13 protein-coding genes are annotated in these 15894 nt (G+C 62.1%); 8 read left to right on the top strand and 5 right to left on the bottom strand.

Annotation, left to right across the window (positions count from 1 at the left end; translation table 11 throughout):
- Positions 1–86: 86 nt before the first annotated feature.
- On the bottom strand, positions 87–1463 hold the full coding sequence (locus ACZ9HU_RS01000) for a porin family protein (RefSeq protein ID WP_476101272.1): 1377 nt from the start codon (positions 1461–1463) through the stop codon (positions 87–89).
- Positions 1464–1603: 140 nt separating this feature from the next.
- Positions 1604–2512 (bottom strand): PQQ-dependent catabolism-associated beta-propeller protein, encoded by a 909-nt coding sequence (locus ACZ9HU_RS00995; protein ID WP_476101774.1) that lies wholly within the window; start codon positions 2510–2512, stop codon positions 1604–1606.
- A 293-nt stretch (positions 2513–2805) separates the two neighbouring features.
- Between ACZ9HU_RS00995 and pedF the strand changes: the two genes are divergently transcribed.
- The 4 genes from pedF to ACZ9HU_RS00975 all read left to right on the top strand — a co-directional run bounded on the left by pedF (position 2806) and on the right by ACZ9HU_RS00975 (position 6799).
- On the top strand, positions 2806–3216 hold the full coding sequence (pedF, locus tag ACZ9HU_RS00990) for a cytochrome c-550 PedF (protein WP_476101772.1): 411 nt from the start codon (positions 2806–2808) through the stop codon (positions 3214–3216).
- A gap of 45 nt (positions 3217–3261) precedes the next feature.
- Positions 3262–4137: a substrate-binding periplasmic protein gene (locus tag ACZ9HU_RS00985; RefSeq protein WP_476101270.1), complete on the top strand. Its 876-nt coding sequence runs from the start codon at positions 3262–3264 to the stop codon at positions 4135–4137.
- A 172-nt stretch (positions 4138–4309) separates the two neighbouring features.
- Positions 4310–6067, top strand: a complete 1758-nt coding sequence (locus tag ACZ9HU_RS00980; protein ID WP_476101268.1) for a methanol/ethanol family PQQ-dependent dehydrogenase — start codon at positions 4310–4312, stop codon at positions 6065–6067.
- Positions 6068–6124: 57 nt separating this feature from the next.
- A complete protein-coding gene (locus ACZ9HU_RS00975; protein WP_476101266.1) occupies positions 6125–6799 on the top strand; it encodes a response regulator in 675 nt (224 codons plus the stop codon).
- A 36-nt stretch (positions 6800–6835) separates the two neighbouring features.
- Here ACZ9HU_RS00975 and ACZ9HU_RS00970 read toward each other — a convergent pair whose 3' ends face one another.
- Positions 6836–9073 carry a hybrid sensor histidine kinase/response regulator gene (locus tag ACZ9HU_RS00970; RefSeq protein WP_476101264.1) on the bottom strand — a complete coding sequence of 746 codons (2238 nt, stop codon included), beginning with the start codon at positions 9071–9073 and terminating at the stop codon, positions 6836–6838.
- Positions 9066–10202 (bottom strand): FIST N-terminal domain-containing protein, encoded by a 1137-nt coding sequence (locus ACZ9HU_RS00965; protein ID WP_476101770.1) that lies wholly within the window; start codon positions 10200–10202, stop codon positions 9066–9068. Before ACZ9HU_RS00965 ends, ACZ9HU_RS00970 begins: the two co-directional genes overlap by 8 nt.
- A 234-nt stretch (positions 10203–10436) precedes the next feature.
- On the opposite strand from ACZ9HU_RS00965, the gene ACZ9HU_RS00960 reads away from it, so the two are divergent.
- The 4 genes from ACZ9HU_RS00960 (at position 10437) to ACZ9HU_RS00945 (ending at position 14901) form a co-directional block, all read left to right on the top strand.
- The gene (locus tag ACZ9HU_RS00960) at positions 10437–11447 is read left to right on the top strand and encodes an efflux RND transporter periplasmic adaptor subunit (protein ID WP_476101262.1); all 1011 of its coding nucleotides are present in this window, start codon (positions 10437–10439) and stop codon (positions 11445–11447) included.
- Entirely contained in the window at positions 11447–12697 is a 1251-nt protein-coding gene (locus tag ACZ9HU_RS00955) for an ABC transporter permease (RefSeq protein WP_476101768.1), read from the top strand. The genes ACZ9HU_RS00960 and ACZ9HU_RS00955 overlap by 1 nt, the downstream gene beginning before the upstream one ends.
- 16 nt (positions 12698–12713) lie before the next feature.
- Positions 12714–13421, top strand: coding sequence for an ABC transporter ATP-binding protein (locus ACZ9HU_RS00950; protein WP_476101259.1), 708 nt, complete (start codon positions 12714–12716; stop codon positions 13419–13421).
- Between the two features lie 82 nt (positions 13422–13503).
- Complete coding sequence (locus ACZ9HU_RS00945; RefSeq protein ID WP_476101257.1) at positions 13504–14901, top strand: hypothetical protein; 1398 nt, start codon at positions 13504–13506, stop codon at positions 14899–14901.
- Here ACZ9HU_RS00945 and ACZ9HU_RS00940 read toward each other — a convergent pair.
- A complete protein-coding gene (locus ACZ9HU_RS00940; RefSeq protein ID WP_476101254.1) occupies positions 14879–15715 on the bottom strand; it encodes a transcriptional regulator in 837 nt (278 codons plus the stop codon). The genes ACZ9HU_RS00945 and ACZ9HU_RS00940 overlap by 23 nt on opposite strands.
- Positions 15716–15894: the final 179 nt, after the last annotated feature.

Below are 15894 nucleotides of genomic sequence, written 5' to 3'. Positions count from 1 at the left end.
CTATGCGCGCCACACTTATGCTGCGCACAAAAAAGGGCGCGCGAGCCTTCCCCCGCGCGCCCTTCTTCTGTGGAGTGGAACCCTCTTCAGAAGAACAGAATGCCGCCCAACGCCACCGCGTCGCTGGTGGCCGAATTGCCATTATGCGCCTTGGCGTTCGAGTTGATATATTCGCCGATCAACGTCACCCAGCTGTTCAGACCATAGCGCAGTTGCCCCACCGCGCTGCTGTTCACGCGTACCAGCGTCGGGTTGGCGCCGCGGTCCGCCGCGCCGGTATGGTTGAGATAGCTGGCGCCATAGCTGCCCGCCAAAGTCCACTTGCCCTGCGTGACGGCGGCCTGCACATAATAGCCCTCGCTGCTGCGTGCCTTGCCGCTGGCGTCGGTGTCAAACAGGTTCAGCACCGTCGTACCCAGCCCCTTGGCCGTGTAATAGGTGCCAACCAGCGTGACCGGACCCACCGTGGCGCGGGTGCCGACATCCAGACCTTGGCCGGTATAGCTGCCGCCTGCGACGAACTTATGCTCCTGCGTGATGCCCGAAGCCCACAGATGCAGTTTCACCGCATCAAACGTGGCGTCATAGGTCACCTTGCCCTGGAATTGCGGGCTGGAATTGTTCTGTGCCGCGCTGGTCAGCGAGTTGAGCGGCTGGAACACGCCCACCGATGCCTGGAACCCGCTGACATTGGGGGTGGTATAGGTCATCTGCGGCTGGAAATCGGTATAGATATAGCCGGTGCCGATGCGGCCCAGCGTGGTGTTGGCCGGGGCCGCATTGCCGCCCGTCGGGCCGGAAGCCAGCAGGGTGATATCATTGAGAATCGCCTCGGAACCGAACAGGCCGATGGCGCGGCCGATCTTCAATTCACCAAAACCCTTGCGGCCGATGGTCAGATAGGTTTCGCGAAAGTCGATGCCTGCCGTGGCCAGAGCGGTCGGCTGACCACCATTGTTGGCGCCCAGCGCGCCCCATGCTGCGCTGTTGATGCCCGGATACATGCCGAAGTGCGCGCCCACATCCCATCCGTTCTGGGTCGTGGTGGCGTCCACCTTCAGGAAGCCGGGAAGCAGGCCGTTGCGCACCGCGCTGGTGTTGCCGCCCACGCTGGCGATGCCGCCGGTGACGGCGGTGTTGGCGCCGGGCTTAGCCGCATTGTCATAGACATAGAAACCATTGATCGAGCCGGAAAACTTGATCGTGGCCGGGCCGACCTGAAGGCCGATGCCGCTGTCGGTGGCGCGCACGAATTTGGTGGTGTCCCCTGCCACCACGGGTGCCGCCACGGGCGCAGGCGCTTCGGCCTCATCCTTCATCAATTCGGCATATTCTGCGTCCGAGAGGATGCCCTTGTCATGCAAACGCTTGAGCAGCGCCTGCGAATTACCGGCATAGGCCGTGGTCGAAACGCCCATCATGGCCACGGCACTCGCGGTGCCGAGCAAAACTTTCCAGAGCATGATACTCTCCCTTGTCGATCCACTTTTATCTGCTGTGGTGACGGGAGAATGAGGTGCGAAAGCCCCCGTTTTAAATTGGACTTTGGACCGTGATACCTTGGGAGAACGTACTTATCCCAAGGTATCAGACAAGCATCGATTCAGGGCGCGATGGCCACGCCCCATGCCCCGGCGCCCGCCGGAATCGTGGCAACAACCGCCTTGGTCGACAGATCGACGATGCTGACATCATCGGACAGGCCATTGGCCACAATCGCCCGCCCGCCATCGGGCGTAATGGCCAGATGCCACGGACGCTGACCCACTTTGACATAGGATTCGACCCGGCGCGCGGCCACATCGACGATGGCAATATGATTGGCCCGCCCCAATGCCACCACCGCCTTTTTGCCATCGGGCGTAAAGCGGATGCCGCAGGGCATGACGCGAATCGGTTGCACGCCAGGCGGGGCAAAGGCGATCTTGGCCGTGATCTGTCGCGTGGCGGGATCGGCGATCTGGACCACGCCGCCCATTTCCGCCGCGATCCACAATTCGCGCCCATCGGCGGTAAATTCGACATGGCGCGGGCGCGCCTCGGTCTCTGTATCGCCCAGGGATTGATGGCTGGCCGCATCGATCCACGAGATCAATTGGCCATCCTCGCTGGTCACCACGATCACCTTGCCGTCGGGGCTTTGGGTGATGCCCTCTGGCTCTTTGCCCACCGGCACCTGCCATGCCACGCGGCGCGTGGACAGATCGATGGCGGTCATGGCGGCATCGTCTTCATTACTGACAAACAACAATTTTCCATCGCGCGAAGGATAGAATTGCTCCGGATCCTGACCCGAAGGCAGATGGGTGATGAGCGCCCCGCTGACCCGGTCATGCAGCTCAACCGAATTATCCAGCCCCGTCGCCACCAGCAAATGGGCGCCATCACGGGTCAGCGCAATGCCACGCGGGCGCTGGCCCACTTTCCACGTCGCCACCACCTTGGCCGCGACCAGATCGATCACGCTGACCGAATTGCCACGCTCGTTCGAGACGTAAGCCGTTTCCGCCATCGCGGAGGGGATCAGCGTATTACCCAAAATGGCAATAAGCAGGGCGGGAATCGCGTATTTCTGCGCAGTTCGCTTTGTCATGATGGCAGCATATCCCCCCTTATCAGCCCATGAATAGCACCAAGGTCCAATACAGACCTGAGCAAGGGGATCATAAGCTGTCCGCCATCGAGACAAAAGACGCGGGCCCGATAAAGCGGCGCCGCCTCGTGGTGAGAAAGATGAGAGGAAGCTCTACCATGCCGGGAATTTTCACGCGCCTGTCACGCGCCAAAATATCGCGCGCCCAGACGATGCTTGCCGCCGCCACGTTGCTGGCCGTTACCAGCGTCGGTACGCGCCTTGCCGCGCATGGCGACGTCACGCCCCAGCCCGTGGACACCAGCGCGCTGCCCGATATCGGTGACAAGTGGCTGACGCATAACCCCTATCGCGGCAATGCCAAGGCCGCCGAAATCGGCAAGTCGGCCTTTGGTCAAAATTGCGCCCGTTGCCATGGTCTGGATGCGATTTCGGGCGGCATCGCGCCGGATCTGCGCTATCTTGAACTGGGCGACAGCGGCGACGAATGGTTCGTTCAGCGTTTCCAGCACGGTTCGAGCCGCGACGGCAAGGTGTACATGCCGCCCTTCGGCGACGCCTTGGGCCAGAAGGCCGGTTGGGCGATCCGCAGCTGGTTGGAAACGCGCCACACGGACGACTGATTTTTCTATTATAAAATAAAACGATAACATTGCGAGGGGCGACACATGGGCAATCCATCCACCACCATCGGACGCAGGGCGTTTCTGGCCGGGGGGATGGCTTCGCTGATGGCGCCCCTTCCGCTGTCCGCCGCGCCTTTGGCCAAGGTGCGCGAATTGGGTGTGCTGCGCGTGGCGGTCTATCGTCACAACCGCCCGTGGTCGTGGTCCGAACCCGACAACAGCAGCAATCTGCGCGGGATCGACGTCGATCTGGCGGGCACGCTGGCGCAAAAGCTTGGGGTAAAGCTGGACATTCAGGAATTTACCGCGGGCGATGATATGGCAACCGACCTGCGCAATGCGGTATGGCGCGGGGGGCTTTTGGGTTTCAAACCGGCCGATGTGATGATGCATGTGCCCTTTGACCGGCAATTGATGGTCGAAAATGACCAATGCGCGATTCTGGCCCCCTATTACCGCGAAAGCTTTGCCGCCGCCTGTGGGCCGGAACAGCATGATTGCGACGTGCCCGCCCCGGAATATCGCGGACGCCGCCTGTCGGCCGCCGTTGCCACCATTCCCGACATATATCTGCTTTCCAGCTTTGGCGGGACGTTGCGATCCAGCGTCACCCATTTCAACACCGGCCATGATGCCGTGCTCGCGCTGGGCACCGGGCAATCCGATGTCGCCGTCGCCACCAAGGCCGAGGTCGAGGCCGGGATCTTTGACATGAAGAACCCCGCCATCAAGGCCCGCAAACGCGCGTTGGAAGGCATCCAGTCGCCAGGATGGGACATTGGCATGGCGGTCAAGGAAAACAGCCGATCATTGGGCGATGTCCTTGAAGGCATGATCGGGAAAATGAGCAATGACGGCCAGTTGAAGGCGATTTTTGCCGCCTATGGCGTCGAATGGCGTCCGGCCATTTCGGCCTGATACATAAGATGGATTTTCACCGTTTTCTGAGCTTGGCCTAAGGTCCAATTGCTGCACGCCATAGGCCAGATAGGCTGAACATCACGGGGGAGAAGCGCGCGAGGGCGCGCCGCACAAAGACCCGCAACCGACCAGTTCAAAAACAATTGCGAACGACAACAGGAGAGTCGAGATGAAGGGCAGAATTTCGCGCTATGTCGCATCCTTTGCGGCATTGGGGATGGCCGCCGGCCTTATTGCCAGCGGGCCGCTGATGGCCGCAGGCCCCACCAGCCAGGATCTGTTGAATGACGCGGCCACGCCCGGCGACGTTCTGACCAATGGCCTTGGGCCGCAGGGCCAGCGCTTCAGCTCGCTCGCTCAACTCAACGCCAGCAATGTGAAAAAGCTGGTGCCTGCCTTCGCTGCCTCGCTGGGCGGTGAAAAGCAGCGCGGTCAGGAATCGCAGCCGCTGGTCTATGACGGCACGATCTATGTGACGGGTTCCTATTCGCGCGTTTTCGCCTTTGACGCGCGCACGGGTGAAAAGAAGTGGGAATATACCGCCCGCCTGCCCGACGGCATCATGCCTTGCTGTGACGTGGTCAACCGCGGCGCGGCGATCCATGGCGACAAGATCATCTTCGCCACGCTCGATGCTCACCTCATCGCGCTGAACCGCCACACCGGCAAGGTGCTGTGGAACAAGACCACCTCGGATTATCAGGCCGGCTATTCGGCAACCGCCGCGCCGCTGATCGTCAAGGACATGGTGATCACCGGCAATTCGGGCGGTGAATTCGGCATCATCGGCGAAGTGCAGGCCCGCAATGTCGACACCGGCGAGCTGATCTGGAGCCGTCCGACCATCGAAGGCCACATCGGTACGCTCAAGGGTCAGCCCAATGGCATGACCGGCAAGCTGAACGCCACGTGGCAGGGTGACATGTACAAGACCGGCGGCGGCGCGACCTGGCTGGGCGGCACATATGACCCGGAAACCAACCTGTTGTTCTTTGGCACCGGCAACCCCGGCCCGTGGAACAGCCACCTGCGCCCCGGCGACAACCTCTACACGTCCTCGACGCTGGCGATCGATCCCGATACGGGCGTGATCAAGTGGCATTATCAGACCACGCCGCATGACGGTTGGGACTTTGACGGTGTGAACGAATTCATCCCGTTTGACGCCACCATCAACGGCAAGCCGATGAAGCTGGGCGCCAAGGCCGACCGCAACGGCTATTTCTACGTCCTTGACCGCACCAATGGCAAATTGCTGGGCGCGCACAAGTTCGTGATGCAGACCACCTGGGCCGATGGCATCAACCTGAAGACCGGCCGCCCGAACTACACCGCCGATGGCCGCCCCGGCGCCCCCAGCGGCACCGAAAAGGGCAAGGTCGTGTTCTCCTCGCCGTCCTTCCTTGGCGGCAAGAACTGGATGCCGATGGCCTATTCGAAGGACACCGGCCTGTTCTATGTGCCGTCCAACGACTGGGGCATGGACATCTGGAACGAACCCATCGCCTATAAGAAGGGCTCGGCCTATCTGGGCGCCGGTTTCACCATCAAGCCGATTGCCGAAGACCACATCGGCGCGTTGCGCGCGATGGACCCGGCCACCGGCAAGATCGTGTGGGAATACAAGAACAAGGCCCCGCTGTGGGGCGGCGTTCTGACCACGGCGGGCAATCTGGTGTTCACCGGCACGCCCGAAGGCTATCTTAAGGCCTTTAACGCCAAGACGGGTGAGGAACTGTGGAAGTTCAACACCGGTTCGGGCGTGGTCGGTTCGCCCATCACCTGGGAACAGGATGGCGAACAATATGTGGCCGTGATGTCGGGCTGGGGCGGCGCGGTGCCGCTGTGGGGCGGCGAGGTCGCCAAGACCTTCAAGGAAATCAGCCAGGGCGGTTCGCTCTGGGTGTTCAAGCTCCCCAAGGACTGAGGAGACGTGCGGCGCGGGGATAATTTTCCGCGCCGCTCATCTTTGGAATTGACGCCCATGTACCACCAGAGAGATATGCTGATTGCCATGGCAACACCCGACAGCATCCTGATCGTTGATGACCACGCGCTGGTGCGCGATGGCATGCGGACCCTCCTGCAAGGATGCTTTGCCCAGTGCAACATTCTGGAGGCGGGCAATTACGCCGAGGCGCGCGAGGCTTTGGCCCAGAATGCCGAGGTTGATCTGGTGCTGCTGGATCTCAACATTCCCGACGCGAAACGGTTTTCCGCGCTGCAGGGGTTGCGGGAAGAACATCCCGCCGTGCCGGTGGTGATGGTGTCGGGCACGCTGGACGGTTCGGCCGTGCGCGAAGCGCTCTCGGCGGGGGCCGCCGGTTTCATACCCAAGAGCCTGAAGCGTGACCAGATTGTCGAAGCGCTGCGTCAGGTTCTGGCCGGTGAAATCTATGTCCCCGATTTCGATTTTGTCGAAGAAGCCAGCAGCGGCGAGGAAGCCGCCATTCGCCAGCGGATCGCAACCCTGACGCCGCAGCAAAAGGTCGTGCTGGGCCTCTTGGTATCGGGCCGTTTGAACAAACAGATCGCCTATGAACTTGACGTATCGATGACGACGGTAAAGGCGCATGTCTCGGCGATCCTGCAAAAGCTGAACGTGTTCAGCCGCACGCAGGCGGTGATCATGGCCAATCGGGTCAATTTCCCCGGCTGATTTGGCGATGCTGCTGGGCCGCAATGGCCCAGCCCTTTACGCGCCATTCCCCAACATATTGCGCATCAGGGCGCGCAACTGCGCAGGCTTTACCGGCTTGTTCAACATCGGCACCCGCGCCTGCGCCAGCGATGCCTTGACCTCATCGCTGCGGTCGGCGGTGATGACCAGCGCGGGAATATCCTGGCCTGCGGCCTTGCGGATCATGGCAATCGCATCATCACCGCGCAGATCACCGTCCAGATGATAATCGGCAATGATCATGTCGATGCCCGCGGCAATCGCCTCGCCGGCCTCTTTATCATGGGGGCCGGTGGCGGTGGCGACCTTGTGCCCCCAATTGCGCAGCAAAGCCGCCATGCCCGCCAGAATGGCCGGATCATTGTCGATGACCAACAGGCTTTGCGTACCCGTGGTGCCACGCATGGCGGGGCGTGAAGTATCGCCGCCCTTTTCGCTGCGCGCTTCGGCCAGCGGCACAAGCACGGAAAAGGCGCTGCCCTGACCCGGCGTCGATTCGACATCCAGCCGGTGGCCCAACATCGTGCTGGCGCGGCGGACAATGGCCAGGCCCAAACCCTTGCCGGGAATGCGCTGGGTCGATTCCAGACGGCGGAATTCCTCGAAGATCGCTTCCTGATCTTCATGGGCAATGCCCGGCCCGGTGTCGCGCACAGTGATCCGCGCGGCGCCATTTTCGATGGTGACGATGATGCTCACCTGACCCTGTGCGGTATAACGGATCGCGTTGGACAGGAAATTTTGCAGGATCCGACGCAGCAGGCGAATGTCCGAACGCACCCAGACATCGGTGACCGGAATATCGAGCGAGAGCCCTTCGGCCCGCGCCACGGCGGCAAATTCGATGCGCAGCGCGGCCAGCATCTGTTCCAGTTCAATCGCGCTCCAAACCGGCGTAATCGCCCCGGCGTCCAGCCGCGAAATCTCGAACAAGGCTTCGAGCAGATCCTCGACCGAATCGAGCGCCACGCCGGTTTGCCGCACCAACGCCCGACTGGGCGCGGCGAGGCGGCGCTCGGCCAGCGCCGAAACAAACAGGCGCGCCGCGTTCAACGGTTGCAGCAGGTCGTGGCTGGCCGCGGCCAAAAAGCGCGTCTTGTCACGATTGGCATGTTCGGCCGCGGTCTTGGCTGCGCGCAGCAAAGCCTCGACCTCGCGCCTTTCGGCAATTTCGGCCTGAAGCGCAGTGGTGCGTTCCGCCACGCGCCGCTCCAGCATTTCGGCCGCCTCGCGCAACGCGTCGCGGTCCTGAACCCGCTCGGTAATGTCGTCGAAGCTGAACGCCATGCCGCCGGGCGCCAACGGGGTCGAACGGATGATGAAATGCCGCCCGCCCAAAACGCATGGCCCCTCCATCTGCTCGCCCGTTTCGCGCCATTCCAGCACGGATGTCTGATCCATCCCCAACCGATCGCGGCAATAAGACAACAGACCATCATGGCTTTCCAACCGCTTGCTGCCCCGCGCGTCCAAACCCAGCAGGCGGACCATGCCCTGATTACGCACCAGCAAGCGCCGGTCGAGGCCATAGTGGCAAACCCCCTCGGACAGGGTATCCAGCGTGGTTTGCAGCGCAAGGTTGCGTTCGGCCAGTTCGCGGGCGCGTTCGCGCGCATCCTCGGCCTTCACCTCGGTCACATCGGTATAGATGCCAAGGCGACCACCCTCGGACGTCTTCAATTCATTGATCTGGACCCAGCGCCCATCGGCCAGCGCCTGAATATGCACGCGATCGGCCTTGGCATGTTGCGACAGACGATCGGCCAGCCACCGCTCCTGCGACCCCAGTGAACCGATCGGCAACCCGCTCTGCGCCGCCATTTCCGCAATTTCGCCAAACGTCCGCGAGGACAGATCCCGCCCCCGCAACGCCGGCCAGAATTCCAGATAGGCTTCATTATGCAGCAGCAGCCGGTCATCGGCGTCAAACAACGCAAATCCATCGGGCAGGGATTCAATCGCATCGCGCAAACGCACCCGCGCCGCATCGGCATCGCGATGGGCGGCGGCCATATCGGCATTGGCCTCGTTCAAACTGGAGAGCGCATTTTCCAGCGCCGCCGTCCGGTCGCGCACCATGGATTCCAGCGCAATGGCCGCCTCGAACATCGAGAACGCGCCGCCCTGAACATCGCTGGACCGTTCCACCCGGTCGATCAACGCCTCGTTGATCTTTTCCAATTGCTTCACGCGCTCGGATAGCGCCTCAATGTCGGCCTGCGTGGGTCGATCCGCCTCTGCCAAGTTACGCACCGATCGCCAGACCGCTCAGCGTCTGATTGTTATGCGCGGCGCGGAATTGTTCGCCATAGGTGTTGAAACCGACGACATGGCGCGCGGCATAAAGCTGGGACACTTCGCGCGTGATCTGGCGATTGTCGGCGTCCACGCGGTTAAGAACGCAATCGAAACCGATCACATGGTCGATGGCGCCCACACGGGTTTCCACCTCGGTAAACAAACGTTCCAGATGTGCCAACCGATCCACCCTTTCGCCCACGCGCAACACGATGCCATTGTCGATCGCGCAATAGAACGTCAGGCTACCGTCTGCATTAGCACTTTGGACCGCCCGGATGTGATATTCTCCGCCCGCGCGCACCATCGGCGGGTTGGCGGCAAAAAAGGCGGCGTCAATATCGCCCCCGACCAGCCCTGCGATACGCGCATATTCCTGCGCTGCGGGCCTTGCGTTGATTTCATAGACGATTCGCGCCTGCGCATCGGCGGAGGTAACGACCATCCGTTCCTCACGCGGGCGATAGTGGTGCGAGCAAAAGGCGTGGAGCGGGCGCGTGCTGGACAACATGGCCACCACGGCGGCATCCTTGACGAAACGTCCATCGACCAGAACGCCCGTTTCGCGAAAGACCATGCCATCGCCCGATGATCCGCCCACCATCACCGTATCGCCCAGCGCGTCCTGAACGGTCATGGTCACCAATTCCTCGCGGTGGGACAGGCCATCGACAAGAAAGATCGCGGCATGGTGCAATTGTTCGCCCAGCCGCCGCGCCGAAGCCGCCGCCTGCGCCGCCAATTCACGCACCGCGCGCCGCCCTTCGGCCACATCGAAATCATCCAGATCGTCGAAATGCAGCACGCTCATCGCAAAGCCATCGGCAGGGAAACCGATAAAGACCAGACTGTCCTCGTCATAGCCGCGCTGGGTCAATTCGCCCGCGCTGGTGCAGCCGATTAAGGGGAATTTCCCTAATCTGCGGGTTAACTCTTTGGCCAGGTCATCGCGGTCATAACGGTGCGAGCAAAAGAGCAGCCCCCCCGCCAATGCCTGTGCGCCGATTTCGCGCACGACTTCGTCCACGGCGGCCACCGGATCGCTTGCATGAGATGAGACCACAGCCAAAGCCGAACGCGCCATTTGCGCCATTATCCTCTCCAACCCACCGGGCGCCTGTAGCCGACGTCTCGGATATGCTACCTTAACCCCACTTGGCGTTATGGCCAAGCGCCGTAGGCACAGTTGCTATAAGACTTAAGGATAAGAGGCGAAGGGATTTCGCGTTTCTTTCGGCGCAAATTGACACTTGGCAAAGACGCAGGCACCCCTGTTGCGGCAAAGGCCCCGCAACGGACCTGACAGGAGGCGAGACGGGTGGCAAAGGCGCGTTACGTCGCAGGCTTGGTTCTGGTGCTGGCCGGTGGGGCCGGCGGTTATGTCTATTGGCACGATCGGCCCATGGCGGTGCAGGTGGCGCAGGCGCGCTCTGGCCCGGCCTCTGAACAGGTCTATGCCACCGGCTATGTCGAGGCGCAGCAACCGGTTTCGGTGTCATCGCGCATCACCGCGCCGGTCGCCCGCATTCTGGTCGAGGAAGGCGATGCGGTAAAACGCGGCCAAGCGCTGATCCTGCTCTCCTCCGATGAACAGCAAGGGCTGCTGGAACAGGCCCGTGCCCAACAGCGCAGCGCCGAGGTGGTGGAGAAACGCAACCTTGCCCTGTTCCGCGACGGTTGGGTGACGGCGGCGGCGCGCGACAATGCCACCACCGCCGCCGACGCCGCCCGCGCGGCCAGCGCGACCGCCCGCGCGCGGTTGGACCAATTGGTCGTGCGGGCCAATTCGGACGGCATCGTGACCAAGCGCGATGTCTATCCCGGCGATCTGGCCACGCCGACCAAAGTGTTGATGCAATTGGGCGATCCGGCGCGCATCCGCATCACCGCGACGGTCGATGAACGCGACATCACGCGGGTTCTGGTGGGGCAAAAGGCGCTGATGTCCTCTGACGCTTTGCCGGGGCGGGCGGTGCGCGCCCATGTGGCCGAGGTGACGCCCGGCGGCGACCCGACCACCCGCGCCTTTCGCGTCCGCCTGTTGCCCGATGATCCGACGCCTTTGCCCATGGGCCTGACGCTGGAGGTCAATATCATCACCCGTGAGCGCAAAGGGGCGGTGCTGATTCCAGCCAACGCCCTGTCGGGCGACGGCAAGCATGTGTGGACCGTGGCGCAGGGCCGCGCCGTCATGCGCCACATCGCCAAGGGCGCCAGCGGCACCGACACGGTCGAAATCGCCCAAGGGCTGCGCGTGGGGGAAACGGTCATCCTCAACCCGCCCGCTGATCTGAAAGCGGGCCAGCGCCTGCGCCCGGCCAATCCGTGATGTTTGCGCGGGCGGGTCTGCTCCTCCACATTGCCTCGCGCCATTTGCTGGTGCGGCGGCGGCAAACGCTGGTGGCCACCAGCGGGGTGGCGGTGGGCGTGGGCTTTTTCCTGGCCGTATCCGCGCTGATGGTGGGCAGCCAGAATGACTTTGTACGCCAATTGATCGATGTCGCGCCTCATATCATCATCTCTGACGAATTGCGCAGCCCCCCGCCCCAACCCGGCATCGCGGCCTATCCGGGCGGGGCGGTCGAATTGCACGGTTATCGTATCCGCAATGAGGTGCGCGGCCTGAAGGACTGGCAAAAGATCCTTTCCAGCGTCAATGCCATCCCCGGCGCAGTGGGATCGCCCAGCCTGTCGGGCGCGGTAACGTTGCGGCTGGGCGGGCGGGATGAACCGCTGGCCGTGGTGGGCGTCGAACCGGGGGTGGAATCCAAGGTCAGTTCCATCGCCGACAAATTGCGCAGCGGCCATCTGGAGGATCTGGAACGCATACAGGGCGGCGTGATCATTGGCGAGGAACTGGCGCAAAGGCTGGGGCGCGGGATGGGCGACATCGTGCCCGCCACCGCCGCCAATGGCACAACGCGGTCCTTGCGCATCGTCGGCCTGATCAAAAAGGGCAACAGCCAGTTGGGCGGGTCAAACGGCTATATGCTGCTGCGCGAGGCGCAGAGCCTGTTGGGGCGGCCTTTCATCATCAACCGTATCGGGGTGAAACTGGCCGATCCCTATGCCGCCGAAGCGGTCGCGGCGGATCTGGAGGCGCGCTATCGCTACAAGGCGCAAAGCTGGCAGGAGCGCAGCGCGGATTTCCTCTCGCTGCTGCTGACGCGCAATGTGATCATGTATACGGTGGTCTCGGCCATCCTGCTGGTGGCCTCCTTTGGCATTTATACCGCCGTGTCGAACAGCGTGGCCGACAAACGCCGCGACATTGCCATCCTGCGCTCGATGGGTTTTTCGCAGGGCGATCTGCAAATGGTCTTTGTGATTGAGGGCATGGCGCTGGCGGTGATCGGCATCCTGCTGGGCTGGGCGCTGGGCTGGGGATTGATGAACATATTGGGCAGTCTGGATTTCTCCATCGGCGGCGAGGTCCAGCATATCCCGCTCGACCGTTCGGCGCGGCAATATGCGATTGCGGCGGCGGCCTCTTTGGCGGCGGGGGTGTTGGCGGCATGGTTGCCGGCGCGCAAAGCGTCGCGGGTTGATCCGGTCGATATTCTGCGCGGTGCGGTGTGATGAGGGGGGCGGTGTGATGGGCGAACCCGTTCTGGTGGCGCGGCATTTGCGGCGCGAATTGCCCGGCGATCCTCCCGCGGTGCTGGTGGCGGATGCGGATCTGGCGGTGATGCCGGGGCGGTTTACCGCGATTGTCGGGCCGTCGGGCTGCGGCAAATCCTCACTGCTCTATCTCCTGGGCCTGATCGACCGGCCCAGTGACGGGCAATTGCTGTTTGACGGGCGCGATCTGGCGAAAATGTCGGGGGATGAACGCGCCGCGATCCGGCTCGAACATTTCGGCTTTGTGTTTCAATTCCACTTTCTGCTGCCCGAATTCACGGCTCTGGAAAATGTCATGCTGCCGCTGCGCCGGTTGGGCCGCCTGTCGGGGCGCGAAATAGAGGCGCGGGCGCGCAGCCTGCTGGCCGATGTCGGGCTGGAGGAAAAGGGGTGGAAATTGCCCGAGAAACTGTCGGGCGGGGAAAGACAGCGCGTCGCCATTGCCCGCGCTCTGGCCAACAATCCGCGCCTTGTTCTGGGCGATGAACCCACCGGCAATCTGGACAGCGTCAATTCCGCACGCGTGGTCGAGCTGTTCCGCCGCCTTGCCCATGAACAGGGGCGCGCGGTGGTTTGCGTGACGCATGACATGGGTATTGCCGATCTGGCCGATATTCGTGTTTCCATGCTGGATGGACGGGTTATTGAGGTGCGCGAACAGAAAATCACGCCCAGCGTATGAAATTTTTCTGAAATTCTTCAGAAATGGGCAGGTATTACCCCATAGTGAAACCGCGAAAGTGGTTTTCCTTTGGAGAAACATCATGCCGCATGGCCCCGCCCGATCCTCCATTTACGAGCGGATCGAAAATCTGGTCCTTGCCCACAAGCTCTATCGCCCATGGCGATTGCTGATGGTGATGGTCGGGATTCTGGCCCTGCGCGGATTGTTCGACGATATGTGGGCGGCCTTTAGCGGCGATACGACCTCAATGTTCTTTCCGGCCAATGATCGCTATGCCGATTTCATCAAGGTCGCGCTCAGCTATAGCCATGTTTTCACCGAAACTCTGGCCAGCAAGGCCTATCTCGACCACTGGCCTCATATTTTCCGGCTCTATCTGCTGGACAATCCCTATGACCTTTCGGCCCATAACATGGCGATGCCCGAAACCGAGGCAGAGGTCACCAACCTCCACCTGCCGCCCTTTGCCAGCCTGCTCTATCTGTCCTGTGCCCATCTGATCGCGGCGACCAATCCGCTGGTGGCGATGGCCGTGTTCTGGGGCGCCTATGGGCTGGGCGGCTGGGGTGTGGCCCGCATGGCACGGGCGCATTTCGGGGCGTCACGCGCATGTGGATGGTTTATCACCTTTGCCGCGCTGGGTTGCTATCCGGTGCTCTGGATGCTCTCTCGCGGTAATCTGGCGGGGGGTTATTCGGGGCTGCTGACGCTGGGCTGGCTGGCCACGGCCATTTCGGGGCGCAATCGCTGGGCCGGTTGGGTGATGCTGGCGCTCTCGGTCAATCTGCGGCCCGAACCGGCGCTGCTGGTGATGATCGAATTGCTGGGGGCCGGATCGTTCTGGACACGCTTTTCGCGCATGGCCATTCCCGGCGCCATCAGCGTGGCCATCGCCGCCATTGCCTTTCCCATCGTCCATGCGCTCTATCCGCTCTATACGCTGGACAATGTTCAGCGCGGCCTGCGGATCTATCATTATCGCTATATCGTTTCGGACATGGGCGATGAATGGAATGCCTCGATCTTCATGTGGGCCAAGGCAGCTTTGATGCTGTTGGACGTGCGTCCACGCTATAGCGATGGCGTGGCCCAGGCGCTGGAACTGTGCGGGGCGGCGGCGCTGTCACTGGCGGTTTGGGGGGCGTGGAGCCGCAGGATCGGCGTTCCGGCGCTGGTGTTTCTGCTGACAGCTCTGCCCGCGATGTTTGTGCCGGTCTATTCCTATTACCACATCGTGGCCTTTGTCGCGGTGGTGGCGCTTTTGGTCGTTGATATGGAACGCGAGGCGCCGCAGCAGGGCGATACACGCATGCCGCTGCTGATTGTCACTGTGCTGGTGATGTCGCCCTTGGCGGGAACCTATTCCAATGGCCTGCTCGACAGCGTGCTGATGCTGGCCGGCGCGCTCTATGTGCTGGCCCCGCTGGCCCGCGAGGCGCTGGGCGGGCGCGGGCTTACTTCAGCCCAAGCCGCTTGATCGCCCGCCACCCCAGCGCCTTGGCCTTGTTCTGCTCTGGCCAGCGGCCGGGGCGCTTGGGGTTCAACCCCATGCCGCGCAGCACGCCGTTAAAGGCATGGGCGGCGGCCTCGTCATAGGACCATTCCGAGCGCCATGTGATCGAGAGCGAGACCGACACCTCCGGCCCGTTTTTCACGAAATGCGGCGCCATCACCGGCACCATCAAACCCTGTCCGGGCGAAAGCGGAAATTCAAGACCGCCCGCCAGCAGGTCATCGCTCCATTTCAATTCACGCCCGCCGCCGGTGTGATAGATTTCATGCACGCGGGCGGGTGAATAGGCTTCCTCGGCGGCGGGGAACTGGGTCATCACCTTGTTGCCCCGGATCTGCATCAGGATATTGTGTTCCGGGTCAAAGTGATAGGGCGTCACCGCATTGGGCGAGGACACAAAGACAAAACCCTGCGGATGATAGACCTTGCCGGTCTTGCTGGTAATCGCCCCTTCCAATTCGGCAATCACGTCCAGCAGCAAGGCCCGATAGGTCTCGTCCTCCTCCAGATGCTTGATCGCGACCCAGCAGCCCGCGCTGTCGATCTGGCGCACCGCATCGGCCGCGCTGATGGTGGGCACGGGCGGCTTGCCTGTGATACCGATCGGCTGCTTGCCATAGGCATATTCGACATTCTTGACCGGCAAACGCTCGATCAATTGCGCCAGCGATTCCAGCTCCATCAATGGATGACCGCACAGATTGTGCTCCATCACATGGGGCACTTCGGGATAATTGGCGGCAAAAGTTTCGAATGCACGCGGCGGCAAATAAGACATCGGCCATGATTCCCTTGGGATTTCCCGCCTGTGTAGGCGCAGAATGCCAAGGAATGGCTAACAAGGGGGGATGAAGGGGGTAATGCGAACGTCTAGACCCTCGCGCTCCCATTACTGTCTGCGTTGTGCGAGGGTGCCGCGCCGCAGGCTTTTCAACCCATGGATCAAACCGCCCCGCT

This window comes from Novosphingobium sp. Sphag1I (assembly GCF_056279125.1).
This window is presented reverse-complemented; position numbering and strand designations above follow the sequence as displayed.

Bases quoted from the DNA above. Each gene is read 5' to 3' on its own strand.
- ACZ9HU_RS01000 (WP_476101272.1), bottom strand. From the start codon at position 1,463: ATGCTCTGGAAAGTTTTGCTCGGCACCGCGAGTGCCGTGGCCATGATG.
- ACZ9HU_RS00995 (WP_476101774.1), bottom strand. From the start codon at position 2,512: ATGGCGGAAACGGCTTACGTCTCGAACGAGCGTGGCAATTCGGTCAGC.
- pedF (WP_476101772.1), top strand. From the start codon at position 2,806: ATGCTTGCCGCCGCCACGTTGCTGGCCGTTACCAGCGTCGGTACGCGC.
- ACZ9HU_RS00985 (WP_476101270.1), top strand. From the start codon at position 3,262: ATGGGCAATCCATCCACCACCATCGGACGCAGGGCGTTTCTGGCCGGG.
- ACZ9HU_RS00980 (WP_476101268.1), top strand. From the start codon at position 4,310: ATGAAGGGCAGAATTTCGCGCTATGTCGCATCCTTTGCGGCATTGGGG.
- ACZ9HU_RS00975 (WP_476101266.1), top strand. From the start codon at position 6,125: ATGTACCACCAGAGAGATATGCTGATTGCCATGGCAACACCCGACAGC.
- ACZ9HU_RS00965 (WP_476101770.1), bottom strand. From the start codon at position 10,202: ATGGCGCGTTCGGCTTTGGCTGTGGTCTCATCTCATGCAAGCGATCCG.
- ACZ9HU_RS00955 (WP_476101768.1), top strand. From the start codon at position 11,447: ATGTTTGCGCGGGCGGGTCTGCTCCTCCACATTGCCTCGCGCCATTTG.
- ACZ9HU_RS00950 (WP_476101259.1), top strand. From the start codon at position 12,714: ATGGGCGAACCCGTTCTGGTGGCGCGGCATTTGCGGCGCGAATTGCCC.
- ACZ9HU_RS00945 (WP_476101257.1), top strand. From the start codon at position 13,504: ATGCCGCATGGCCCCGCCCGATCCTCCATTTACGAGCGGATCGAAAAT.
- ACZ9HU_RS00940 (WP_476101254.1), bottom strand. From the start codon at position 15,715: ATGTCTTATTTGCCGCCGCGTGCATTCGAAACTTTTGCCGCCAATTAT.